Origin of the sequence: Exiguobacterium sp. HVEsp1, assembly GCF_002009685.1 — a bacterium.
Lineage (GTDB): Bacteria > Bacillota > Bacilli > Exiguobacteriales > Exiguobacteriaceae > Exiguobacterium > Exiguobacterium profundum.
Genome location: NZ_KV917367.1, coordinates 756,974 through 781,220, shown reverse-complemented (window position 1 = coordinate 781,220; position 24,247 = coordinate 756,974). Strand labels below are relative to the sequence as shown.

At 48.2% G+C, this 24,247-nt stretch carries 24 protein-coding genes; 5 read left to right on the top strand and 19 right to left on the bottom strand.

Going from position 1 to position 24,247, the window contains the following annotated elements; all coding sequences use genetic code 11:
- Positions 1-10: 10 nt before the first annotated feature.
- Positions 11-397: a hypothetical protein gene (locus BV910_RS04085; protein WP_015880959.1), complete on the top strand. Its 387-nt coding sequence runs from the start codon at positions 11-13 to the stop codon at positions 395-397.
- A gap of 28 nt (positions 398-425) precedes the next feature.
- On the opposite strand, the gene BV910_RS04080 is transcribed toward BV910_RS04085, so the two are convergent.
- From BV910_RS04080 to BV910_RS04035, 10 genes are all read right to left on the bottom strand, one after another.
- A complete protein-coding gene (locus BV910_RS04080) occupies positions 426-836 on the bottom strand; it encodes a hypothetical protein (protein ID WP_015880958.1) in 411 nt (136 codons plus the stop codon).
- A gap of 127 nt (positions 837-963) precedes the next feature.
- The gene (locus BV910_RS04075) at positions 964-4,032 is read right to left on the bottom strand and encodes an efflux RND transporter permease subunit (protein WP_078146433.1); all 3,069 of its coding nucleotides are present in this window, start codon (positions 4,030-4,032) and stop codon (positions 964-966) included.
- A gap of 86 nt (positions 4,033-4,118) precedes the next feature.
- Positions 4,119-4,589, bottom strand: a complete 471-nt coding sequence (locus tag BV910_RS04070) for a competence protein ComK (RefSeq protein WP_015880956.1) — start codon at positions 4,587-4,589, stop codon at positions 4,119-4,121.
- 127 nt (positions 4,590-4,716) lie between these two features.
- Positions 4,717-6,084, bottom strand: coding sequence for a sensor histidine kinase (locus tag BV910_RS04065; protein ID WP_235189242.1), 1,368 nt, complete (start codon positions 6,082-6,084; stop codon positions 4,717-4,719).
- Positions 6,084-6,746 carry a response regulator transcription factor gene (locus BV910_RS04060; protein WP_015880954.1) on the bottom strand — a complete coding sequence of 221 codons (663 nt, stop codon included), beginning with the start codon at positions 6,744-6,746 and terminating at the stop codon, positions 6,084-6,086. The genes BV910_RS04065 and BV910_RS04060 overlap by 1 nt, the downstream gene beginning before the upstream one ends.
- A 312-nt stretch (positions 6,747-7,058) precedes the next feature.
- Positions 7,059-7,265: a copper chaperone CopZ gene (gene copZ / locus BV910_RS04055; protein ID WP_074037662.1), complete on the bottom strand. Its 207-nt coding sequence runs from the start codon at positions 7,263-7,265 to the stop codon at positions 7,059-7,061.
- Entirely contained in the window at positions 7,262-9,373 is a 2,112-nt protein-coding gene (locus BV910_RS04050; protein WP_078146432.1) for a heavy metal translocating P-type ATPase, read from the bottom strand. The genes copZ and BV910_RS04050 overlap by 4 nt, the downstream gene beginning before the upstream one ends.
- Positions 9,374-9,384: 11 nt before the next feature.
- On the bottom strand, positions 9,385-9,687 hold the full coding sequence (locus tag BV910_RS04045) for a metal-sensitive transcriptional regulator (protein ID WP_015880950.1): 303 nt from the start codon (positions 9,685-9,687) through the stop codon (positions 9,385-9,387).
- 91 nt (positions 9,688-9,778) lie between these two features.
- Positions 9,779-11,326 (bottom strand): long-chain-fatty-acid--CoA ligase, encoded by a 1,548-nt coding sequence (locus tag BV910_RS04040; RefSeq protein WP_078146431.1) that lies wholly within the window; start codon positions 11,324-11,326, stop codon positions 9,779-9,781.
- Between the two features lie 100 nt (positions 11,327-11,426).
- A complete protein-coding gene (locus tag BV910_RS04035) occupies positions 11,427-11,900 on the bottom strand; it encodes a PTS sugar transporter subunit IIA (RefSeq protein ID WP_078146430.1) in 474 nt (157 codons plus the stop codon).
- Positions 11,901-12,080: 180 nt separating this feature from the next.
- On the opposite strand from BV910_RS04035, the gene BV910_RS04030 reads away from it, so the two are divergent.
- Positions 12,081-12,944, top strand: a complete 864-nt coding sequence (locus BV910_RS04030) for an aminoglycoside phosphotransferase family protein (protein ID WP_078146429.1) — start codon at positions 12,081-12,083, stop codon at positions 12,942-12,944.
- A gap of 62 nt (positions 12,945-13,006) precedes the next feature.
- Here BV910_RS04030 and lplA read toward each other — a convergent pair whose 3' ends face one another.
- From lplA to BV910_RS04000, 6 genes are all read right to left on the bottom strand, one after another.
- A complete protein-coding gene (gene lplA, locus BV910_RS04025; RefSeq protein ID WP_078146428.1) occupies positions 13,007-13,996 on the bottom strand; it encodes a lipoate--protein ligase in 990 nt (329 codons plus the stop codon).
- A gap of 71 nt (positions 13,997-14,067) precedes the next feature.
- Positions 14,068-14,955: a Cof-type HAD-IIB family hydrolase gene (locus tag BV910_RS04020; RefSeq protein ID WP_078146427.1), complete on the bottom strand. Its 888-nt coding sequence runs from the start codon at positions 14,953-14,955 to the stop codon at positions 14,068-14,070.
- An 87-nt stretch (positions 14,956-15,042) separates the two neighbouring features.
- Entirely contained in the window at positions 15,043-16,428 is a 1,386-nt protein-coding gene (gene hemG, locus BV910_RS04015; protein ID WP_078146426.1) for a protoporphyrinogen oxidase, read from the bottom strand.
- Positions 16,421-17,350: a ferrochelatase gene (gene hemH / locus BV910_RS04010; RefSeq protein WP_078146425.1), complete on the bottom strand. Its 930-nt coding sequence runs from the start codon at positions 17,348-17,350 to the stop codon at positions 16,421-16,423. The genes hemG and hemH overlap by 8 nt, the downstream gene beginning before the upstream one ends.
- On the bottom strand, positions 17,347-18,396 hold the full coding sequence (hemE, locus tag BV910_RS04005; RefSeq protein ID WP_015880943.1) for a uroporphyrinogen decarboxylase: 1,050 nt from the start codon (positions 18,394-18,396) through the stop codon (positions 17,347-17,349). Before hemE ends, hemH begins: the two co-directional genes overlap by 4 nt.
- 116 nt (positions 18,397-18,512) lie before the next feature.
- Positions 18,513-18,818, bottom strand: a complete 306-nt coding sequence (locus tag BV910_RS04000) for a MerR family transcriptional regulator (protein WP_015880942.1) — start codon at positions 18,816-18,818, stop codon at positions 18,513-18,515.
- Between the two features lie 120 nt (positions 18,819-18,938).
- Between BV910_RS04000 and BV910_RS03995 the strand changes: the two genes are divergently transcribed.
- Entirely contained in the window at positions 18,939-20,243 is a 1,305-nt protein-coding gene (locus BV910_RS03995) for an ammonium transporter (protein WP_240499790.1), read from the top strand.
- Between the two features lie 44 nt (positions 20,244-20,287).
- Here the strand turns inward: BV910_RS03995 and BV910_RS03990 are convergent, their stop codons facing one another.
- Positions 20,288-21,421, bottom strand: a complete 1,134-nt coding sequence (locus tag BV910_RS03990) for an ABC transporter permease (protein WP_078146423.1) — start codon at positions 21,419-21,421, stop codon at positions 20,288-20,290.
- Positions 21,418-22,155: an ABC transporter ATP-binding protein gene (locus BV910_RS03985; protein ID WP_078146422.1), complete on the bottom strand. Its 738-nt coding sequence runs from the start codon at positions 22,153-22,155 to the stop codon at positions 21,418-21,420. Before BV910_RS03985 ends, BV910_RS03990 begins: the two co-directional genes overlap by 4 nt.
- A gap of 169 nt (positions 22,156-22,324) precedes the next feature.
- On the opposite strand from BV910_RS03985, the gene BV910_RS03980 reads away from it, so the two are divergent.
- Positions 22,325-22,576 carry a GlsB/YeaQ/YmgE family stress response membrane protein gene (locus tag BV910_RS03980; RefSeq protein WP_031421191.1) on the top strand — a complete coding sequence of 84 codons (252 nt, stop codon included), beginning with the start codon at positions 22,325-22,327 and terminating at the stop codon, positions 22,574-22,576.
- A 45-nt stretch (positions 22,577-22,621) separates the two neighbouring features.
- Here the strand turns inward: BV910_RS03980 and BV910_RS03975 are convergent, their stop codons facing one another.
- Entirely contained in the window at positions 22,622-23,671 is a 1,050-nt protein-coding gene (locus BV910_RS03975; RefSeq protein WP_078146421.1) for a hypothetical protein, read from the bottom strand.
- Positions 23,672-23,800: 129 nt separating this feature from the next.
- Here BV910_RS03975 and BV910_RS03970 point away from each other — a divergent pair, with 129 nt between their 5' ends.
- Positions 23,801-24,229: an HIT family protein gene (locus BV910_RS03970; protein ID WP_015880936.1), complete on the top strand. Its 429-nt coding sequence runs from the start codon at positions 23,801-23,803 to the stop codon at positions 24,227-24,229.
- The last annotated feature ends 18 nt before the right edge of the window (positions 24,230-24,247 follow it).

Here is a 24,247-nt window from a genome sequence, read left to right as displayed (position 1 = left end):
GTCGTTTCACATGACAGAAGAAGAAAAAAAAGAAGTCGTCTCATCTGAGGAAGAGACGGAAGAAAAAGAAGAAACGGTAGTCCTCGCCGACGCGCTTGATGAAGCTAATGAAGCTGCTGAAGCAGAAGAAGATGAGGACGATGATGAGGATCAGCCCGAAGAGAAGAACATGGACCACATCAAAGGCGTCTTCAACTACGATCATGAAAATGGTCGTGAATACCGTGTCGTCTTTTACAACGATCGCAAAAACTTAGTGTTCCGTGAACTCGGTAACGGCAAGGTTGAATTTGTCGGCCGCTTCTCGGATGATGCATACGATGAAGAGAATGAAGCAGAAATGCGTGAACTCGGTCAACGTGAACTCGAGCGCATCCTCGCTGAACGCTTCAACTAAAAAAATCGCCGAAATTTCGGCGATTTTTTTAGTTCTTCTTATTCCGCTTCTTTTTGCGAAGTGCATAGGCGACACCGGCAATCCCACCGACGACCGCGAGTCCGGCAACGACCGGAACGAGAACACGTTTCGTCGGGATCATCTCTTTCACACGTTCATATGGCGTTGGTGTCGAGAATTCTAATTGTACGGCTGTATCACCATGTCCATGTGCCCGCGCCTTGCGTGATGCATCCGTGACGACCACACGCCCCGTCGTCCAACGACGATTGCCGTACTCGTCTACGTACGGGCGACGTACACGTTTCACATCACGTACCATCTTCCCACGTGCGCGATCTGGTCGAACGACGCGTTCACTCGACCACGAACGGCTCCCGGTCACACTGTACGCTGGTCGTACTTTGCGGCGATTGAGCCAAGTATATGAATCGTTCATCTTCAATTCCCTCCCATACTGTTCAAAACCTCTCTTCTAATTATACCCATACAACATCACCCAAAACATGTGACAAATGGTTCAAAAAAAGATGTGACACCATACGGCATCACATCTTCAAGCTAAATCATTCTGTAAACGGTTTGTCCTTATGACGACGTTTCGCCAAAATCAGGTAGTACGCCGGAACAAGAACGAGAGTCAATACAGTCGAGAATAGAATACCCGATACGATGCCGATCGCAAGCGGTTTGAAGAGCGGGTCTTCCCCAAGTGCGACTGGTAAGAGGGCAACGACTGCCGTGAGCGCCGTCAAGAGAATCGGACGAATCCGAGCGCGCCCTGCTTCGTAAACGGCGGTCGTGACCGGTAATCCTTCACGAATGCGTTGTTCGATAAACTCGAACAGGACGACTGCGTTCCGGACGACGATTCCCGCAAGCGAGACCATCCCCATCGATGCCATGAAACTGAACGGTGTCTGAGTCACGAACAATCCGACGACCGCTCCAGCGATCGCGAGATAGATTGTGAACAAGACGAGTAATGGCAACGAGAGTGAGTTGAACTGGAATGCGATGATCAAGTAAATCAAGAATAAGACGACGACGAACAATGTCGCAAGCTCTAAGAAGAACTCGTTCTGCGTGTCGCTCGCACCGGACTGGTCGAACGTAATCCCTTCATCCTCTAACCCCGACTTCGCATCATCCAACACCTGCTCGACATCTTGTTTAAATGTCTCTTCATCCATGTCTTCGCTCGCATAGATTTGGAGTGTGACCGAACGCTCCCCATTCTCACGAGGAATCTGCTGAATTTGTTCTGTTGTCGTTTCCGTCACGAACGTACTAAGTGGGGCAACGGGCGGACCTGCTTCTGTTTGGACAGGAATTAAAATCTCGTCAAGGGCGAGTGCTTCGCGGTTCGCCTCTGCATCAATGACGATTTTCACGTCACGCTGTTCCACTCCGTCATCGAATGTACCAATTGGAACACCGTCTGTGACGAGACGAATTTGGTCACTGATTGTTTTTGCCGTCACGCCAGCCCGTGCCATTTCCTCACGATTTAATTCGTATGTGAGTGTTTGGAACGGTTCTTTAATATTATCGAGGACGATGGCCCCGTCAATCTCTTCAAGGTCAGCCTTCACTTGGTCACGTGCAGCCACGAGTTGATCAATCGTCTCGCTGCGCATCGTGAATTCGACAGGTGCGGATGCCGGCGGTCCTTGTTGTTGCGTATCTAAGAAAATTTCGGCGTCCGGATAGTCTTCACGCAACACGTTCGTATACTTATCAATCAATTCGATGGCATCGATTGATTCGTTGTCGACACGAACGACCACTTGCCCCGTGTTTTCACCAGACTGATCGAGTCCACCCGTGAATAAACCAGGGAGACCGCCTCCAGCGAAGACGGATGTTTCCACGACACCCTCTTCTTCTTTAAATCTCGCTTCAATTTCTTCAAGACGTGTCTCTGTCTCTTCCAAATCCGTTTGAACGGGGAAGGTCACACTCGTCACGACTTCCGGACGGTTCGCGGCTGGGAAGAACTCAAACGGCGTGAGTAAAATCAAACCGTACAATGCCGTCGTGATGACAAATCCGACAATTCCAAACGTCCACGGACGCTTCGCGACACTCGGTAAGAGGCGGTCGGCGTAGAAATTACTGAGTCGGTTGAGCGGTCCGCCGAGCCAACCTGGTTCACGTTTTGATACTTTCACTTCTTTACGATTCAAACGATACTGCGCAATCGGTACGAGCGTCAAACTGATGACCATCGAGGCCAAGACAGAGAGGGCTAGAACCGTCGGCAAGGCGCGAATGAAGTTACCGTTTGCGCCCGATAGCAAGGTGAGCGGAAGGAAAGCAAAGACGACCGCGAGTGTCGACGTGACAATCGAGCCCCATACCTCTTTCGTTCCTCGGACTGCTCCAAGCATCGCCGAGTCTCCGTTACGATAACGTCGTAAGATGTTGTCATTGACGACAATCGCATCATCAACCAAGATCCCTAAGGCGATGATTGCCCCGATAATCGAGATTTGGTTCAAATCGACCCCGGTGAACTGTAACGGGATCAAGGCGATCAAGAATGACAACGGAATTGCCAGACTGACGATAATCGAGCCAGAGAATGTTAGACCAATCGTCGTCACGGCAATGACGGCAATGATGGCGATAATGAACTCGCGTGTCAATGACGAGAAAATCGCATCGACGGCTTTTGCCTGCTCATAATATGGAACGAGTTCAAAACCGTCTAAGTCTCCAAGACCATCTTCGACTACCTCGTTGACACGGTCTTGCATCGTTGGAATATCCAAGCCTGATTCAATCGGAACTGTGATCGAAACAGCCGGCTTTCCGTCTAATGAAACGAGATCGGTTTCACTTTTCGCTGTCTCTTCGACCGTCCCGACATCTGCCAGTAAGACCGGTTCCCCATTGAATGAGCCGACGATGACTTGCTCCATATCGTCTACATTCGTCAAGTTATCGATTGCCAGTTGATAAATCCCCTCTTCAGTCGATTGACGGCCGAGCGGTGTCGTCTTGTATTCTTCGTTAATGGCCGTTAACACATCAGGAAAGGCAAGTTGACGTGAACTCAGCTCTTCCGAGTCAAGTGACACGACATACTCCTGCTCTGGTAACCCTTTGATCGTGACTCCCGTCACGCCATCCGTTCGCAAAAGTTTCGACTCTAATTGTTCGATGTCTGATCGAACATCCTCAAATGATCCACGATCGTCTGCTGTCAATAAATACGATGCGACAGGTAACTGCCCGAGTGAATCATTGACCGTTGGCGCAAGCGCGTTTTCAGGAAGTTTAGGCGTCGCATCCGACAACGCTTGTCGAACGTTCGCCTGAAACTCTTCCTGGTCGGTGCCGTCCGCGTATTCGACCGTGATGTTCGAGAACTCTGAAGCCGAGATCGACGTCACGTTCTCTACTCCTTCTAAACTACGTAGTTCCTCTTCTAACACGCCGGTAACATTCCGTTCAACCGTTTCCGCTGTCGCACCAGGATACGGTGTTTGAACGAGTACGATATTGATCCCGGTTTCCGGAATCTCACGTTTAGGGAGCTGGAAGAACGTCAGCACACCCACGACGATTGCGACGAGAAGAAACACGATAACCAGTTTCCCTCGCTCAATCATTTTTTCAAAAAACATAAAAACCCCTCGCTTTCGGAAGATGTGCAAATACACATATGATATCTCTTCTTCATCATAGAGGGGTTTGTCATTGAATTCAATCCTTAAGCGTGTTGCAATGTGCTGTCATGGAAACGTTTTTGAAAAGCGTACGATAATTCGATTGACCGTTGTTTTTGTCTCGACACGGTATGATCAGATACGTGAACCTTGACCGATTCCCCCGTCAAAAACTGAATGAGAGTCTCTTTTCCGTCTTTCTTGATGGCCGTCACGTGTTGAAAGTTGATCCACGCACAATCTGGACTTTCTTTGGCAATCGTCGGAAAGAAGACGGCATCCGCATGCCAATCCATGACGACCGGTGTCTTTCGATGTGGTCCGAGGACGTGTCGCGCTGCCTCGATTCGACCTTGAATGCTCGACCCGTAGTATAGACACGCGTGTTCTAATAAGTCGATTGGCGACCCTTTTACTCGCATGACGCCTTCTGGTTGATACACAAGTGTTTCCGCTTCGCCAAACTCGTTAAATACAGGAATTAAAGCTCTCGTTTCATTGGTCAATCTGCTCATCTTTTCATCCCCCATAACGTATGTAATGACTTACATGTCATTCATACCAGGATTCGATGCGCCTCGCAAATCGGCTTTTGTCTATTTCCCATGAAAAAACCAGCCGTTTCCTGGCTGGTTTTGAAAATCAAGCATTCGAATTTAAAGGTTGGTTCGACTTGAGTCGGGGAAAGTAAAATCGCACTGCTGTTCCGTCTCCTGTATTTCGTAGAGACACTTCCCCTGTGTGAAGTGTCACAATTCGCTGCACGATGAACAGACCGAGTCCGAACTTCCCTTGCTTCCCTCGAGAGAATTGGTGGAACAAGTCTAGACTCTCATCAACTGGCGGTCCGTCGTTAAAGATGGTGATTTCAACGCCAGCGTCATCTTGGTGGAGGTCGATGCGAATGCAAGATTCCGCGTAACGGAGTGCATTGTCGAGCACGTTCTCAAATGCGACCCGGATCTGTTCCCCGTCTCCAAGCATCTCGCCGCCTTCGCCATTGATTTCCCAATCGAGCTGGCCTCTAAGTTTGAAGCGCGCGACGAGCAGTTCCATCAACTTGTCGAGATTAATTGGTTCAAGTTTCATTTCCTGTCCCTTGAAATATTCAAGTTTTGTGACGTACAACAAATCGACGACTTTCTTTTCGAGTCGAGACGCTTCCTCATCAATGACCTCGGCAGAACCTTTCAAGTCTCCTGTCGGATAAATACCGTCCCCAATCGATTGGGCATATCCTCGAATGACCATGATCGGTGTCTTTAAGTCATGCGATATGTTTTGAAGCAACGCTTGTTGTGCCAAATCCTGCTCTTTTAATTCCTTACGCATGGCATCAATCGAATGGGCCAACTGACCGAGTTCATCTTGACGATCTAATGGTAAAGCGGTCTCCCACTGTCGATTCGAAATCTTCTCAACGGCCCGTTCCATCTCCACAATCGGTTTCGTCAGTTGACGCGACATCAATAAAGCTGGAATCAGTGACAAGAGGCTGATGATGCCAATCAGAATCGAGATTCGCCAGTATAATGTCGACACCAACTCACGACGATAGGCATCCCAAGCGTAGGAGGCCTGATACACAATCGTTCCATCGTACTCATTTTGACGAATGATGTAATAGACGTCTTCCCCATCAATTGTCGTCTGATACCGCTCGACCTGACCACTTTGATTTAACGCTTCCTGATACATGCGGTTCGTCAATTCAAGCGGGGCCGATCCGTAGATGATCCGTCCGTTCGGGAGAAAGATCAATTGGTTGACCGAACGGGACTCCTGTTGGCGTCGGTCATACTCAATCGGGTTTTGGGGATAGTTCTCTAACTCATTCGTGTTCCCTAAATAATAGTCCACATCTCGTAACGTCTCATACACTTGTTCATCGATGAACTGGGTGATGGATGAACGGACCGTAATCAAGATCATGAGCGCAAGCGTCACGATGATGAGTAAGATGAGCACCCAAATCTTCCACATGAGACGTTTCGGTTTAAGCGCGTCCATCATGGTCTGACGAGACGGTAGCCGATACCGTAAAGCGTTTCGAGCTCAAGGCGATGCAATTTCTTTCGGACACGACGCACCAAGTCATCGACGACGCGGTCCGATCCGAAATAATCATTCCCCCAAACACCTTCTAAAATTTGCTCACGCGACAACGCGGAGCCCGGATGTTCAAGGAAGAGTAGCAGTAAATCAAATTCTTTCGAAGTCAAATCGATCTCTTCATCTCCGTGCTTGATCAGACGTTTATCCGGATAAATGGTGTACTCTCCGTATTCGATATGCTCGTTCGACTTCGAACCGTAGACACGATCAATCAATTTTTTGACACGGATGACAAGTTCCCTTGGAAGGAACGGTTTGGCGATGTAGTCATCCGAACCCATCTCGAGTCCGATGATTTTGTCGATATCCTCATCGCGCGCCGAGATGAAAATCGTCGGCGTATTCGCATTGACGGCTTTGATTTGTTTCAACAATTGAAAGCCATCCAGGTCTGGCAACATGATATCGAGCACCCACAAATCCGGTTGATCTGGAATCGCTTCTTGTGCAGATGTCCCATCCGCAAATGAGCGAACGTTGTATCCTTCCTGTTCTAGATACGTGACGAGCATTTTATTTAAGTTTGCTTCATCGTCGACTAAGTAGATTGTATACATTCAAGTCACCTCAACACGTTTTTTCTCATCATATCAAACAATTGTCGTGAAATGATGGGAAAGAAATGAAGTCAAAGAAAAAAGAAGGCAACGAAATCGCACCTTCTTCAGCGTACTGAATTTGTTCGTAACTGTTGCGTCAAAAATGCCGCGCCCCCACTAATCATCGCCAACACTCCACTGATCATGATCATTTCCATGATGTCCGCCTCCCGTTGATACCGATTCTCATTATCAACTTAAATATAGCACACATCCTATTCATTGAATACCACAAAAAAAAGTCCCGATTTCACTCGGGACTTACCATGATTATGCTTTTACGTCATATCCTTGTTCCTCGACTGCCTCCACCATCGTCTCAAGTGAGACAGAATCTTGATGGATCACGTCGACTCGATGCTCTTGAAGCGATACCGTCGCTGATTCGACACCATTCAATTCATTTAATGCTCCTTCAACGGCAGCTTTGCAATGATTACATGTCATACCTTCTACGGTTAACGTTGTTTCTTTCATGATGATGATCCTCCTTGTGTTTTTAATCGTAATGCGTTCAAGACGACAGACACCGAACTGAACGCCATCGCTGCTCCAGCAATCCATGGGGCAAGTAACCCTGCTGCAGCGACCGGGATACCAAGACTATTATAGGCAAGGGCCCAGAACAAGTTTTGACGAATGTTCTTCATCGTCAAACGACTCATATTCATCGCTCGACTCACGCCTTCAATGTCTTGCCCTACAATTGTAACATCTGCCGCCTCGAGTGCGACATCCGTACCGCTCCCGAATGCGATCCCAACGTCCGCCACCGCAAGTGCCGGGGCATCGTTCATGCCGTCCCCTACCATGGCAACGCGACCGGATTGTTTTAAGCGTTCGATTTGGTCCGCCTTTTCAACCGGAAGGACTTCGGCAATCACTTGATGATGAGGGATGCCAAGTTCGTCGGCAATCGCGTAGGCGACTTCCTTCCGATCACCCGTCAAGACGTACACGTCACGCGTTTGACTAAGCGCTTGCACGACTTCACGACTTTTCGGTTTCAATTGATCTTGTAGCCCGAACGCTGCGACAATCCCGCTCTCATCCGCAACGTAGACCGGGGTCATCGCCCCCATCGACCAATCTGGCAAGTTGTATCCGAGCTCTTCCATCATTCGAACAGAGCCGATGATGAGTTCTTTCCCATCAACGACCGCTTTGACTCCTCTTCCGGCTAACTCTTCCACTTTCGTCACGACACCGTCGCCGACTTCCCGACCGATGGCAGCTGCCAAAGGATGCGTCGATTGCCGTTCTGCCATGACGGCACGGCGGAGCATCGCTTCATCTCCGAACGTTTCCACCACTTCCGGTGTCCCGTTCGTCAATGTCCCTGTCTTATCAAAAACAACGATGTTTGATTCATTGAGTGATTCGAGTTGTCCCCCACCTTTGAACAACACACCTTGTTCTGCCGCTCGTCCCGTTCCGACCATGATCGATGTCGGAGTTGCCAAACCGAGGGCACACGGACAGGCGATGACAAGTACGGCAATCGATGCCCGAATGGCCGTATCGATATCATTTAACAGGAATGCCCAGACCGCGAATGTGAGGGCACTGATGGCTACGACAATCGGCACGAAGACACCCGAGATGCGGTCAGCCTGACGTTGAATCGGCGCCTTATCCGTTTGTGCCTGTTCGACGACACGTACGATTTGAGCGAGCATCGTCTCTTTCCCGACTCGTTCCGCACGCATGAGAATACGATGGGACTGATTGATCGTTCCGCCGACGACTTCGGCGTCGACCGTCTTCTCCGCTGGAATCGATTCTCCTGTCAACATCGATTCATCGATGACTGTCTCTCCCTCAATGATCCGTCCATCGACCGGAATTTTCTCTCCCGGACGCACGACGAGGACGTCTCCTACTTTGACGAGTTCGACAGCGACAGACCGTTCTTCACCATCAACGAACAGGATGGCTTCTTTCGCCTGAAGCGACAAGAGTGATTTCAACGCATCGGTCGTCTTCTCTTTCGCTCGTCCTTCTAACCACTTCCCAAGTAAGACGAGCGTGATGAGGACGGCACTCGTCTCAAAATAGAGATGTGGATTCATCGGGTGCACAATCATTTCAAAAATGGAATAGAAGTATGCGGCCGATGTCCCCGTCGCGACGAGCACGTCCATGTTCGCCGAACCGCTCTTCAAGCTCTTATATGCCCCTTGATAAAACTGCGCCCCAATCCAAAACTGAACGGGGGTCGCTAAGGCGAATTGCCACCATGGGTTCATCAGCCATGGTGCATGAAATCCGAGTCCCGGGATATGCGTCAACATGACGAGGAGTAATGGGGCCGACAACAGTGCAGAGATGATGACCTTCCGCTGTAATGGACGTAAGTCATGCGGCGGCGCCATCTCTACTTTCGGCTCGGCCCCGTATCCGATTTTCTCAATCCGCGCAATCAGCTCTTCTTCTGTAATGCCTTCATCGACACGAATGGTCGCCGTCTCAAGCGGAAGGTTGACCGTCGCTTCCACTCCGTCCATCTTATTCAATACTTTTTCAATTCGTGCCGAACAAGCCGCACAGGTCATTCCTTGTATGGATAACTCAACGGTTTTCATGACATCCCTCCTTATTTTTTGATGCGGCTGACGATCGTCATCAACTCATCAATGTAAGGTTCCATGTTTTCCGTCTCGCTTGCGTGAACCAAACACTTGCGCATATGACGCTCTAACAGTTGCATCTCGACTTGCTTCAGAGCGGCCTGAATGGCTGACGTCTGAGTCAAAATATCGACACAATAGCGGTCGTTCTCGACCATTTTTTGAATCCCTCGGACTTGTCCTTCGATTCGTTTTAGACGTTTCCCGAGTGCCTCCCGTTCGGCATCATCACGCGGAACGAGTGGTTGGTCATGCATAAATTCATCCATGTTGATCACCTCACCACTAATATACCCCTACCCCCTAACAGTGTCAAACGAAAAGATAAAAAAGGAACGACTCGTAGTCGCCCCTCTCTACTCAACTATTTTGAAACGCTTCGCTCTTCAAGACCGTTCGTAAAATCTTTCCAGTCGTGTTTCGCGGAAGTTCCTCGATAATCTCAATATAAGTCGGCTGCTTATATTTCGCTAACTTTGTTTGTGTATATGCACGGATCTCTTCTTTCGTGACACCGTCATGTTTCGTGACAACGAATGCCTTCACCGCTTCTCCTTGCTCCGCATCCGGTACACCGATGACGGCAGCTTCAACGATATCCGGATGTTGATACAATACTTCCTCTACCTCACGAGGGTATACGTTATATCCCCCGACGATGACCATATCCTTTTTCCGGTCGACGATATAGAAGTAACCATCCTCGTCACGTCGAGCCAAATCGCCCGTATAGAGCCATCCGTCCCGAAGTGTCATCATCGTTTCTTCCGGTAATTTGTAATACCCTTTCATGACGTTCGGTCCTCGTACAATCAACTCTCCGACTTCACCGACGCCGACTTCTTCCCCAAGCTCGTCGACGACTTTATTTTCGACATGAACGATGGAAGGGCCGATTGACCCTGCTTTACGCTCGCCATGGAGCGGGTTGAAGCAGGTGACCGGTGACGCCTCCGACAGACCGTATCCTTCAAGAATCTTGCACTCAAACATCTGCTCAAATGACTCGAGCAATTGAACTGGTAAGCTTGCTCCGCCTGAGACGAACACGCGAACATGCTTCAATGCAGACGTGTAGGCCGGTACTTTCATTGCCGTCTGTAACAAGAAATTGTACATCGTCGGCACACCGGCAAATAACGTCACACGGTGCTTTGGTACTAGATCGAACACATCTTGTGGTGAGAACTTCGGTAAGATGACAATCGTCGCCCCTCGAAGGAGTGGTGCATTGACGATGACCGTCAAACAGAAGACGTGGAACATCGGCAATGCCGCCAATGCCTTATCCTCTGGAGTGATGTCTAAATACTCTCCGATTGAATGTGCGTTTGAGAACAAGTTTCGATGCGTGAGCAGAGCCCCTTTCGGTTTTCCGGTCGTCCCACTCGTATAGAGGATGACGGCAACTTCATCCTCGTCGACTTCGATGAACGTTCCTTCTGTTTCGGCAAACGCTTCTGCGAATGGGATGAATTCAATCGTCCCTTCCCGCTTCAATGCCGGAACATCGGCATATGGAACGGAAATCACGAGTTTTAAGTGAGGCAACTTCGTGAGTGCCGCTTCCGCCTGTGCGACGAGCGGTGATAAGCCAACAATCCCTTTTACATCCCCATCAAGCAGAATGTAGGCCATTTCATCAGGCGTGTATGTAGGGTTGATCGGAATGACGACCCCTCCACGTGACAACACAGCGAAATATGCAATCAGGAACGCAGGACTGTTTCCGAGAACGAGGGCGACGTGATCGCCTTGTCCAATTCCTTTTTGCTCAAGTGTCGACGCCATCGCCTTGACTTGCCCATAAAACTGTCCGTAACTCACCGTGTCTTCCCCAAACACATACGCTGCTTTCTGCGGGTGAGCCATCACTACTTCTTGTAGTGACTTGACTAAGTTTGCCATGGTAATCCCCCTTTAAATGAATGATGATTCACTTTTGAGCCATAAAAAAGAGCACGTTGTCCGCGCTCTTTTCAATTACTTCTATTGTACATGAAATGTTTCAATAAGAAAACGCTTCCAAAAAATTCGCCTGTAAGTGGAACAATCCGGCGCGACTTTTCACGTGTACGAGCGCTTGAAGGGATTCATCATCCATGAGCAAATCATCAATCAGTTTGTGATAGCTTTGTTTCTTTGATTCATTCGTAGCCGTAATCAATAATATCGCTTTCGCTTGAATCGTTTCTCCCGTGATGGTTTTTACTTCACATGGATTCAACAGATGAAGCAGGGAAATACCATCTCGTTTCGCTATAGAGATAGGAACATCAATGACCGCAACCGGTACAGCGACATCACTCACCCCAGAAGGAATGATTGTTTCTTGATCGAGAACGACTCGCGTAAATGAAGAACTGACCATGCCTTTTCGTTCCAACTCAAGACCTACCGCCATCATCGCACGTTCAAACGTTGATTGTTCCGTCACCCACATCCGACTCGGGTCCATCCATTCACTGAGCCTTCGATACATAGTGATTCCTCCTATTTTTAATCAGCCGCCACGAAAGCGCTTGCACAAATTATGATACGCCTTCTCCCATCGAGGCGCAATCCGTATGATCAACGTTCACGAAACTGCCAAACATCTATAATCTGATGCTATACTTTTCAGTAGTTTGTTATAGTCAGATCTGTATTGGGGGGAAGAACATTGCTTGAAAAGCTTATTCATATTTTTAAATTGGATATTCAACATGTCGATCCTGTTGAAAATTCATTTAGTTCAACCGTGTATCGATGTGTACAAGCCAATGGTGAGGTTGTATATATCAAAATCCCATTCTCTAAAGTGAAATTATTTCGTGAACTCGAAGCATACCGACTGTTAGAAAACCATATCTCGACTCCGAAATTATTGAACTATTGGACCGGTGATGAACATTCGACCGGTGCCCTGCTGTTAAGAGAATCAACCGGTATACAACTTTCTGTAAATTCATCGGCCAGAATCGCTTTTCAGGTGGGACGAGTACACGCGAAGATGCATTCTATTGAACCACAAACTAATCAAAAGAGCACCTATATCGAAAATGTTTATCTGGAGTGGCCACAGTTTTTAATTCGTCAATTTTATAATTTTGCGACTGATGCAAAGCCTTTGTTAGAAGAAGCATTATATAACAAAGCCATTCATACTTTTGAAAAGATGAGACTACAACTTCCAGAACCTGATGGGCCTAGTTTTATACATATGGATTTTAGACCAGGCAATATCCTCGTCACATCATCTGAAGTCTCAAGTGTGATTGATTTTGAAACAGTTCGTTTTGGTTCAACAGAAGTCGATTTCACTAAGATTTATCGGGACTATCTGAGTCATGACTTACAGTTGTATGAAGCCTACAAAGAAGGTTACTCAAGTATTCGACCATTGATTGATCTCGAGCGCGTACTTCCGTTTTATCGATTTACTGATGCATTCAACAGTATCGGGTGGTGTAATCGTAGAGGACTTGAAACAAATATAGATTTTTATGAGAGAAGCTTAGATATTCTTAAAGCAGAGCTAAACTAACTTTTATTGAATCACATCAAAAAGGTGTTTCGGAAATACATTCCCAAAACACCTTTTTGCCATTAGCTAATCAAATCGACTAATTCCTCGAGCTCGACATTTCCGAAGTAATGTTTCAAATCGAGTTGCATCAATTGCTCACGGATGGCCGCACGTTCGAAACGCGTCCCAACGAGCGCTTGCTCGACATCTTCGATGTCACCGACACCGAAGAAGTCACCGTAAATCTTCGCTTCTGTGATTGTCCCTTTGTTGACGTTCAAGCGGACATCAATCGTCCCGATTGGGAAACGACGTTTCGACTCGACGTCGAACTTCGGCGACTTCCCAAAGTTCCAGTCCCAGTTCGCATAGCGTTCTTTCGAGATATCATGGACGATTTCCCAATCCTCGTCACGAAGCACATAGCGTTCCGGTTGTTCTCCATCATAAATCGAATGGAGAAGCGCTTCGACGAAATGTTCCATCTCCATTTCACGCTCTAAAAATTCAGTGATGTTCGCCACACGGCTACGAACGGACTTGATTCCTTTTGAACGCATTTTCTCTTCCGAGACGTTAAGTGAGTTCACGACCTCTTCAATGTTCGAGTTGAACATGAGCGTCCCGTGGCTGAACATGCGTCCACGCGTCGTGAATTGTGCGTTCCCACTGATTTTGCGTTCTCCGACCTGAATGTCGTTACGACCTGTCAGCTCTGCCTCGACACCGAGGTTACGAAGCGCATCCACGATTGGTTGTGTGAACTTCTTATAGTTATTGAACGAGTTGCCATCGTCTTTTGTGATGAAACTAAAGTTCAAGTTTCCTTCATCGTGATAGACAGCACCACCACCTGAGAGACGTCGAACGACATCGATGCCATTCTCTTCGATGTACTTCAAGTTGACTTCTTCTGATGTGTTTTGGTTTTTCCCAATGATGATGGATGGACCGTTAATATAGAACAGGAAGTAATCTTCATGATCGACGTTCAGATGTTTAAGGATATACTCTTCAACCGCCAAGTTGATTTTCGGGTCGCGGATATCCGGATTATAAATAAATTTCACAGTTTATTTCCTCCTAGTCGGATGTTCGTTACTCGTATTATACGAAACGAGACGAGTTCTCGACAAATCTTTTACTTCCACTCACCTGTCATCACGCGCTTCAATGCGTTCGCCACACCATACTCATCATGACGCTCGGTGACATGGTCACTGATGGCAATCAAGTCTTCGTGGCTATTGCCCATTGCAATTCCTTTTCCGGCCACTTTGAACATCGGCACGTCATTCAAGTTATCCCCGATGACGACGACTTCAGATAAATCGATACCATAATGTTCGGCAAGTTTTGTCACACCGTTCCCTTTATCTGCACCGTGTGCCATCACTTCGATGTTGTCATTGCCTGAAGATGTGACATACACCCCTTCGACTTGGTCTTCGATTTCTTTCCAAAGTCCGTTCATTTTCTCAAGGTGGCTCGAGAAAGCGATGAACTTGTAGACACGTCCCGCTTCTTGTCGGATAAAGTTCTCAATGTCATCAACAATTTTGACGTCTTCGTTGACGTAATAGCGATTCTTAAAGAATTCGTACATCTCGAGCGAGCGGTCGTCACCATTCGCTTTCAAGTTTTTCATCGACGCTTCAATCAAGTCACCACGGCTCGCTACGGGTCCCGCTTCTGTGTACATTTCATAAAAGACGTCCGCATACTTGTCATCTTGATGAAGAACATTGATGACTTGAAGCGCCTCATCAATCGTCAAATCGATTTCGTGAAGGACTTCTCCCGACGTGTCGAGCACGCGTCCCCCATTCGACGATACGATTGGGCAAGAGAGTCCGACCTCGTCTAAAATCTGTTTCGCATTCACATAGTTGCGCCCCGTCGCAATCGCAAAGCGAATTCCTGCCGCCTCTGCTTCACGAACGATCTCCGCTGTCTCATCCGCGATTTTGGTGTGGTTGTGCAAAATCGTACCGTCCATGTCTGATACAAAAAGTTTATACGTTGCCATCTTCCATCACTCCTTTTTCTCTTTCGCTTCTAACTATAACAAAAAGAGAGGGTTGCGGAACAATCCGAACCCTCCCTTCATCAAATCTCAATTTTTTTCACGCAATGCCTTCACTTGTTCCCGAATACTCTTCACACAGTCCGGCATCCCAATTCCGTCATAGGCGATTCCTGCGAGAATGACGCCTGGATATACCCGGCTCATCTCGGCTCGGAGTGCTTTGACACGGTCCGCATGAAAGACCGCATAAGGAGGCAGTCCATCACGGAGTCGACTGACGACGGTTTGAATCGGTTCACGATGAATGCGCATCAGGCCACGGAGATCGTGTAATGCCGTCTCGATGATTTCTTCATCGGATGCTTCGACAATATCATCTGCCCCCGGACGACCTAAAAAGACACGAAGGACGTGATATCCTTCCGGCACCGCATGTGGCCATTTCTGGTCGATGAACGTACATGCCGTGATTGTCACATCCGCTTCTTGACTCGTCACGAACCCTGTCCCGACGAAAGGAAGCTCAATATCCGCTTCTTTGAAGACAAGCGAGCATGTGGCCGTCGCATGTGGCTTCATGTCCGCCAAAAAGTCACTGTCGACTTTCGGGAGGAACTGACGAATGAGGCGCGGTGGGACCGTCAACACGAGATGGTCCGTGTCGATATCTCCGCGATTCGTGAAGAGGCGGTACCCGTCCTCACGTTCGGATACTTGTTCGACGGAACAGTTTAATACGATTTCAGTACGTTCCAACCGTTCTGCCAAGCGGTCTGTCAGTGACTTGAGTCCACGTTTCAACGAAGCGAACTGACCGACCTTCTTTGCCCCGACTTCTGCGACTCGTTGTTCCGGTCGTAAGTGTCGCATCCCTTCATACAAGTTGCCGTATTTCTTTTCTCCCTCGATGAACTGCGGGAATGTCGACATCGCACTCATTTGATCGATGTCTCCAGCATAGATACCAGAGAGTAACGGTTCAATCAATCGGTCGACGATTGGGTCCCCGACACGCTCACGAAGGTAGAGGCCGAGTGAGACGTCCGAGTCTGGCGCTTTTACATCTGGAGGGGACAGCAACATCTGCTTCAAGTCCTCGTGCTCTTCTTCCGAAAGCAACGTCGTCTCACGAAACGCATTGACGTCGAGCGGGATGCCCATCACCGTCTGTTTCGGAATCGGGTGGAGCCCGTCATGATGAAGAACGTAAGCTTGACCGACTCCATTGCGAACGAGTTCATCGCCTAAACCGACGTCTTCAATCAATTCCGTCATCGCAGTCTTACGAAAGACATACGAGTCCGGACCACGTTCCACCGCAAACTCGCCCGTTTCATACGTATCAATCTTTCCTCCGAGGCGATCCGTCGCCTCGAGCAACGTGATGGTCACGTCTTCCGGCAAATAACGCTCTGCATAAAAAGCGGCGGTGAGACCTGTGATCCCACCACCGACAATCGTGAATTTACGCATGATGCACAATCACGCTTTCCATTCGATCCGCGATGGCTTCGATGAAGCTTCGCTCTGCATTTGGCATAGCCGGACGTGCGTAGTGAACACCGAGGCGGTCACAGACAACTTTACACTCGACGTCGTTATCGAACAATACTTCGAGATGGTCTGCAACAAAGCCGACCGGCGTATAGACGAACGCCTCGTAGCCATGCTTTTCATAAAGTTCAGCCGTCAAATCTTGGACATCTGGTCCAATCCATGGGTCCGGCGTGTTTCCTTCTGACTGCCAACCAATCTCATAATGCGGGACGCCTGTCTCAATGGCAATTTTATCAGCTGTTTCTTTCAACTGATCCGGATACGGGTCGCCACCAGCCAAGATTTTCTCAGGAAGACTATGCGCTGAAACGATGAGACATGTCTTTTCAGCCGGTACAGGCAATGACGCATACGTATCGTTAATCGCATTCGCCCACCATTTGATAAACTTCGGCTCATCATACCACGACTCTACCGAACGAATGTCGATGCCATACTTCGCTGCTTCTTCATGAGCACGTCCGTTGTATGATTTGACGCTATATGACGAGTAATGAGGTGCTAAGACAACCGATACCGCCTCTTTGATGCCGTCGTTCGCCATTTGCGCGACCGCGTCTTCTACGAACGGTTCGATATGCTTCAATCCGATATACAGTTTGAACTCGATTTCACCTACATGACGCTCGTTCAAGATGTCACGAAGCGTCTCCGCTTGATCGATTGTGATTTTTGCGAGTGGAGATACACCACCAATCGCTTCGTAACGTTCCGTCAAATCTTGGAGTGCTTCCGGTGACGGTTTGCGTCCGTAGCGAATGTGCGTGTAATACCGCTCGATATCTTCTGGTTTGTACGGTGTGCCGTACGCCATGACAAGTAGTCCGACTGTTTTCATGATTCGTTGCCTCCCATTTTTTCGCGTGAGTAGTCGTGAATGAATGCCGTCAATTTGACGAGTACGGCCGGGTCGACTTCAGGGAACACCCCATGTCCCAAGTTGAAGACGTATCCTGGCTGTTTCATTCCTTCATCTAAAATTTCCTTAACCTTCTCTTCGATGACCGGCCATGGAGCTAACAAGAACGACGGGTCTAAATTTCCTTGAACCGCCTTTGTAATACCACGGTCCCGTGCTTCCTGTACCGACAGGCGCCAGTCAAGCCCGACCACATCAAGTGGAAGGTCGTGCCATTCTTCGATTTGATGGCTCGCTCCGACACCATGCATGATGAGTGGAATGTCGAGTGAACGTAGTTCTTTAAAGATACGCTCCGTCGTCGGTTTGATGTAACGTGCATAATCTTTGCGGCTGAGCGTCCCGACCCACGAATCAAACAATTGGAACGCTTGAATGCCGGCATCCGCTTGCGCCTTCGCATACGTGATGACCATGTCGCCGAGTTTTTCCATCAATGCATTCCATACATCCGGTTCTGCATACATGAGTGCTTTCGTACGATGGTAGTTCCGCGACGGTCCCCCTTCGATCATATAGCTCGCCAATGTGAACGGTGCGCCTGAGAAGCCGATAAGCGGAACTTCTAGTCGTTCCCGTAGTAGACGAATCGTGTCAAAGACGTATGAGATATCTTCCGGGTTTAACGGTTTCAAACGTTCCACATCTTCCATCGTTCGATATGGATTGTCGATGACCGGTCCAATCCCGCTCTTGATCTCGACATCGACCCCCATCGACGGAAGTGGCGTCATAATGTCTTTATATAGAATGGCCGCGTCGACTCCGAGTTGTTTCACCGGAAGCTCCGTCACATATGCACAAAGTTCAGGATCATGCGTGATCTCGAATAGTGACCTCGTCTTTTTAATCTCTCGATATTCCGGTTGGTAGCGTCCGGCTTGGCGCATATACCACACAGGTACATAGTCTGTCGCCTCTCCTTTAAACGCTTTTAAAATAGTATCGTTCATACGTCGCGTCATTCCCCTCTAAATTTCTCCTACACTCTTTATTCTCGTGTTTGTGAACTCAAAAACATTATACAGAAATTAATTAGAATTATGCTAATGTGAAGCATTTTCATTGTGTTTTCTTTGTGTCATTTTTTTGTCGGAAATGTTCGGAAGGCTGAATTCAACTGACCCCGAATCAAATCATCCCGCTGTTTCGCCGACAATCGTCGTTCTCGTTCTTTAATATCTTGAATTCGCCATCCATCTTCTAGTTTGGTCGCCACTTCGACTAAACGTTCCACGTCATGGAAAGAATATTTACGTGAACCACCTTTTGTACGTTCCGGAAAGACGAGACCTTTTTCTTCATAATACCGAATTTGACGCTCTGAAAGTCCCGTCAACTCAGTCACGACACCCATCCCGATTACTTTCTTCGATTTATAGTCCATTCAGCCTCGCCTCCTTAATAAAAAAACTATGTCAGATAATCTGACAAAATGCAATCCAGCATGAATTTTTCGTTTTACACTGAAGTCAACTTTTGGAAAGCACCTAAGAAAAAGGAGGGCATGAACATGGAAGACATTCTCTATTATATGGACACGCTGTATGTACTCATCGCTGCATTGCTCGTATTGACGATGCAATTAGGTTTCGGATTACTCGAGACAGGGACGCTTCGGGCGAAGAACGCCGGTCACGTCGCGGTCAAACAAATTATCAGCCTCTCTGTGGCGGCACTCGCTTTTTGGGCGGTCGGGTTCGGCCTCTCGTTCGGTGACGGGACAACTTGGTTTGGGACAGAAGGATTCTTCTTAAGCGGATCGTTCACAAGCCTCGACTGGGCGAACGTCTCAATCGACATCAAGTTCTTATTCCAGTTATCATTCGTTGCAGTTTCTCTCGCCATCGCGTGGGGTGGATTTGCAGAACGGGCTAAGCTTTCTGCCTACGTTCTGTTCGGTATCTTCTTCGTTGCCATCCTCTATCCAATCGTCGCTCGCTCAGTATGGGCTGGTGGAATGCTCGGATCAATGGGGATGCAAGACTTCGCAGGTTCGGCGGTCGTTCACCTTCAAGGTGGGATGGCGGCTCTCATGGCAACAATCATTTTGAAACCACGTCGTAAAACGGAATCACTCGCTGGTCATAACCATGTGTTAACAGTCGTGGGCGGTCTCGTCCTTTGGCTTTGCTGGTTCGGCTTTAACGCCGGTTCGACAATGTCGGTCGCTGACGGATTCTTCGGTTACGTCGCATTGACAACGATGCTCGCCACAGCAGCTGGTGCGCTCGGTGCTCTGACCATCGTCATGCTCCATCGGAAGACGGCAGATATCCCGACAATCGTCAACGGAGTACTCGGGGCGCTCGTCGCCATCACGGCAGCATGTGCGTTCGTCGAACCGTGGGCAGCCGTCGTCATCGGGGCACTCGCATCGGTTGCAACATATGGAACGAGCATCTTGATGGCGAAGTATGTGGATGACCCGCTCTGCGCCTTCTCCGTACACGGAGTCGCTGGAATCATCGGAACACTCGCACTCGGCTTCTTCGCATCGCCTCGACTCGTTGAGATCACAGGGATCGGTTCTGCCGGACTCTTCTACGGTGGCGGATTGACACAGCTCGGTGTACAGACACTCGGTGTGTTGATCGCGATGGTCATCGCCGGCGGTGGAAGTTACGCCTTCTTGAAACTTCTCGATGTCACAATCGGACTCCGTGTCACAGAAGAACAAGAAGATGTCGGCCTCGACATCGCAGAACATGGTGTATCGGCATACGGTGAAGTCGAAGAAACGACTGAGAAACCAGGACGCCTCCCGAAGATTCTCGGTTCGAGCGTATCGGTCATGTCACCTAAAAAATAATCTACTCACGTGAGAAGGACATCCTGTGCGGGATGTCCTTCTTTTTATTTCAATCGATTCAAGTAATAGCGTGTGACCATGACAGACAAGACCAATCCGACCGCCGCATCCCATGTGGCACCAAAAGCGATGGATGCAATCGCAAGAACGACGGACTGGATGACGAGCAGTCGCATCGCCCACCACGAATACCCTGCGATTCGCTCATCGCGTGTGATTGGAAGCCAGGAAACGATGGAAACCGCCTCTAACCGTTTAAATAACGGAACGAGCTGCAACGCGGTCAAGCCTACGAAGAGCGGCGTGACCAATCCGACGTACCATCCTCCCGACATCCACATGACAATGAGCGCCACCACTGTCAAGCGAAGAATCAAATCAAGTGAGTCGTTCGAACGGAGAATGCGAAGTCCGTACACGTAACGCGATGCATCTACGCGCCGTAGGACCCGATTTTCTAGAAGCCGCGTCAACACCCGGCGCTCTCGAACCTCTTCTTTCAAGGTCGGCAAATCGACGAACCAGCTGATCACTCGTTCAAACTGAGCCCGACTCTTCTCCTCAAGCACCAACCAGTGTAAGAGTGGGATGCGCTCGTTTCGTTTCACATGTAAGAAAATGAACGGCATGAACGCGGGCACCCATGCCCACGCTGTCCAATCCATTAAAAGACAAGCGCCGCTCACGAGCGCAAACGGTAGGATTGTCCATTCACGTACGCCTTCCACTTTTGCCAAACGACCTGCAGCTGACAACATGACCATCGTCACGACGACGGATAACACTTCGATACTCGTATAACTCTCTGTCCGTACGAGGAGCGGTAGTAAAACGAGAAGGACGAGCAATCCACGCAATGCAGCAAACACGAGATTAAATAAACGTACCCCCACCATATAAGAACGAATATCCCCTAACTCCGGAAGCAAAAATACTTGATCCGCCTCTTGAATGAACGTTCGCGGGCGATGACCGAGTGGCATGAGCAATAGGACCCCCGCGGCAATCCACGTTCCTGGGAATGTCCCATCGATTCGTTCTAAGAAGTTATTGTAGACGAACGCCCCGTAAATCAAGGTGAAATAGAGCGTGAACAACAGTCCCCCGTTCGCAACGTAGCGGCTGTACTTGACGACCTCTTCCATCCAGGTTCCGAACCTTGCTGTAAATCGATTCATGACGACCGTTCCTCCGAAGCGATTGCTTCTACATATATATCATCAAGTGTCGCATCAGGCGACAATCGATACACGTTGCGCAACTCGGCCGCTGTTCCGCTCGCGATGACGACTCCTTGATGAAGGAAGACGAATCGGTCGCAGTGCCGCTCCGCCGTCTCAAGGATATGGGTGGACATTAAAATCGCGCAATCTTGTTTATATTCATCAAATAATTGAAGCAACTGACGAATGGCTAGTGGGTCTAGACCAACAAATGGTTCATCAACAATCAAGAGCGGCGTTTTCGTCACGAGCGCACACAAGATCATCGCTTTTTGACGCATCCCTTTTGAAAAGACGGAAGGGAACCAGGCGAGTTGCTTTTCCATCCGCATTACTTTCGCCAAACGTTTCGTGCGCGCAGCCAACTCGTCTGGATTCACATCGTACGCCTTCCCCATCAATTCAATATGTTCTTGCAACGTTAACGTTTCATACAAAATCGGTGTCTCCGGTATGTAACTCACTTTCTTACGATAATTCTTTTCGGAAGAATCTAATGTTTCGCCATCAATTTCGATTTTTCCGGAGAGGGGTGACAATAATCCTAAAATGTGTTTGATTGTCGTCGACTTTCCAGCTCCGTTTAGCCCTATCAACCCGACGAGTTCCCCTTTTTTTACTTCAAACGAAATGTCATGCAAAACTTGTTTACCGAAATATCCGCCGTTCAATCGATCGACGTGCAGCATGAAAACCACACCTTTCATTTTCATCTTTTTTTCGTGGTATATGTTTTAAATGTTGTCACATGGGAATAATCTGAACTGTAAGGCATTTTAAAATAAAACATCAATACTTCCATTGTTCCACAAAATCGTTGTAAAGAACAATGGGAAAACAGAGGAAGGAGAATGATTTATGGGGTTTATTCTTTATTTGATTATCGGGGGTATCATCGGTTGGTTAGCAGGATTGATTTTAGGTAAGGACGTACCAGGTGGAATCATTGGTAACATCATCGCGGGGATTATCGGTGCATGGTTGGGTGGACTTATCTTTGGTGACTTCGGACCAATCGTTGCGGATATCGCGATTATCCCGGCTCTAATCGGTGCGATTATTTTGATCTTGATTGTATCATTCGTTATGAAATCAATGCGTAAAAAATAAGATTATGTATCGGAGGGGCTTCCATTACGGAATGTCCCTCTTTTTTCATTGGATCAATAAATACATCGTGTCGTTCTTTTCGATAAACTGTTTTTCGGTTTCAAGACCAAAGAACGTAAAGAATGATTCGAAGAACGATTGACCGTAATCCCACTCTGTTCCGAGCGCGTGTTCCGATTTCGTTTTCGGTTCACCGAGGAGGGCAATCAAATCATCCGGTCGTTTATCGAGGTCGACCTGAATCGATTCCACTTCCTCATCTTTAAACGTGACAGTCAATCGCTCATAGTCCCATTTTCCTTCACGCTTTCCAGCTGATTCACCAAGCGTTTCTTGAACCTGCTGACTCGACTGTCCAATTAACGAATCGACCGTTTCGAGTGAATGACCCGTTTGCGCCTCCACTTCAATTTCAATCAACTCAGCCCGCTTCAAATTAAATTGTCCGGCAATGGCTTCGTTCGATTCAGGCATAAGCGCATACTCAATGGATTTAGAAGATATCAATTGAATCGTTTCGGTTTCCGTGACCGTCTCTCCATTTGTCACCGCTACCGCTTTGACATCATATTGTCCCGGCATCTGTTCAAACGATAACGTATCATCGGCTTCATCAATCCGTCCTACCTGTTGCCCATCAATCCAAATATTCGTCAATGGGACGTCCGAGGTCACATCAATTTGTTGTGGGAGTAGTTCAATCCGATAGTCAGAAAAGCCATATCGCCCTTCCCCCGTATCGATCAAACGAAATAATCCGTCCGCCTCCATTCCCGATGTTCGGTCGGCCCGGTCTTTCGCAACTTCTGCGATGGCCTCTCCTCGAATGGACTTTTCAGCGTTCAACCACCCCATGAATCGCAGAGCCTCCGCTCGCGATAAAGGTTCTCCAAGATATTCGACTTTTTCTTCAAAAAAGGTACGGTCTTCTTCTAATAAGGCCTCTTTGAACGCGACGTGAATTTTATCTTGTTCTGCCGCCGGCTTGTATGCATATATATAGAAAACAATGGCTCCAACTAAAATCGTTAAACTAGATATCAACAGAAAGACTTTCGGACTCCGTTCTTTTTTTCTACTTCTCGTATATGGCATGTGCTCACCTCCTTTGCTCTCACTTATCTTCTATTATAGAGGGAATCCATCTCGCTTCCTATCGTTCTTGCGCCCGAACTTCCGTGTTATGATGGAACAGAAACGACATTTAAGAATGGAGGAATGAAGATGCACACAGATCCGACCTGTATCTTTTGTAAAATCGCGAAACAAGAAATCCCATCTTATCGGGTATATGAAGACGAAGCGGTCGTCGCTTTCCTCGACCTCTCTCAAGTGACGAAAGGACATACGCTCGTCATCCCGAAACATCATGCGAAAAACGTATATGAATTGCCAGAAGACGTGGCAGCAGACGTCTTCAAACGCGTCCCTACCATCGCCAAAGCGATTCAACGTGAAACGGGTGCCATCGGAATGAACGTCTTATCGAATGCCGAGGAAGTTGCCGGACAAACGGTGTATCACTTCCATATCCATTTAATTCCGCGCTTTGGACACGAAGATGGATTCGGTGCGAAGTGGATTACACAAAACGACGCTTTCACGTCAGAAGAACTCACTACCCTTGCATCAAATATTCATGCCCACGTATAAACAGAAAGAGACCCGTCA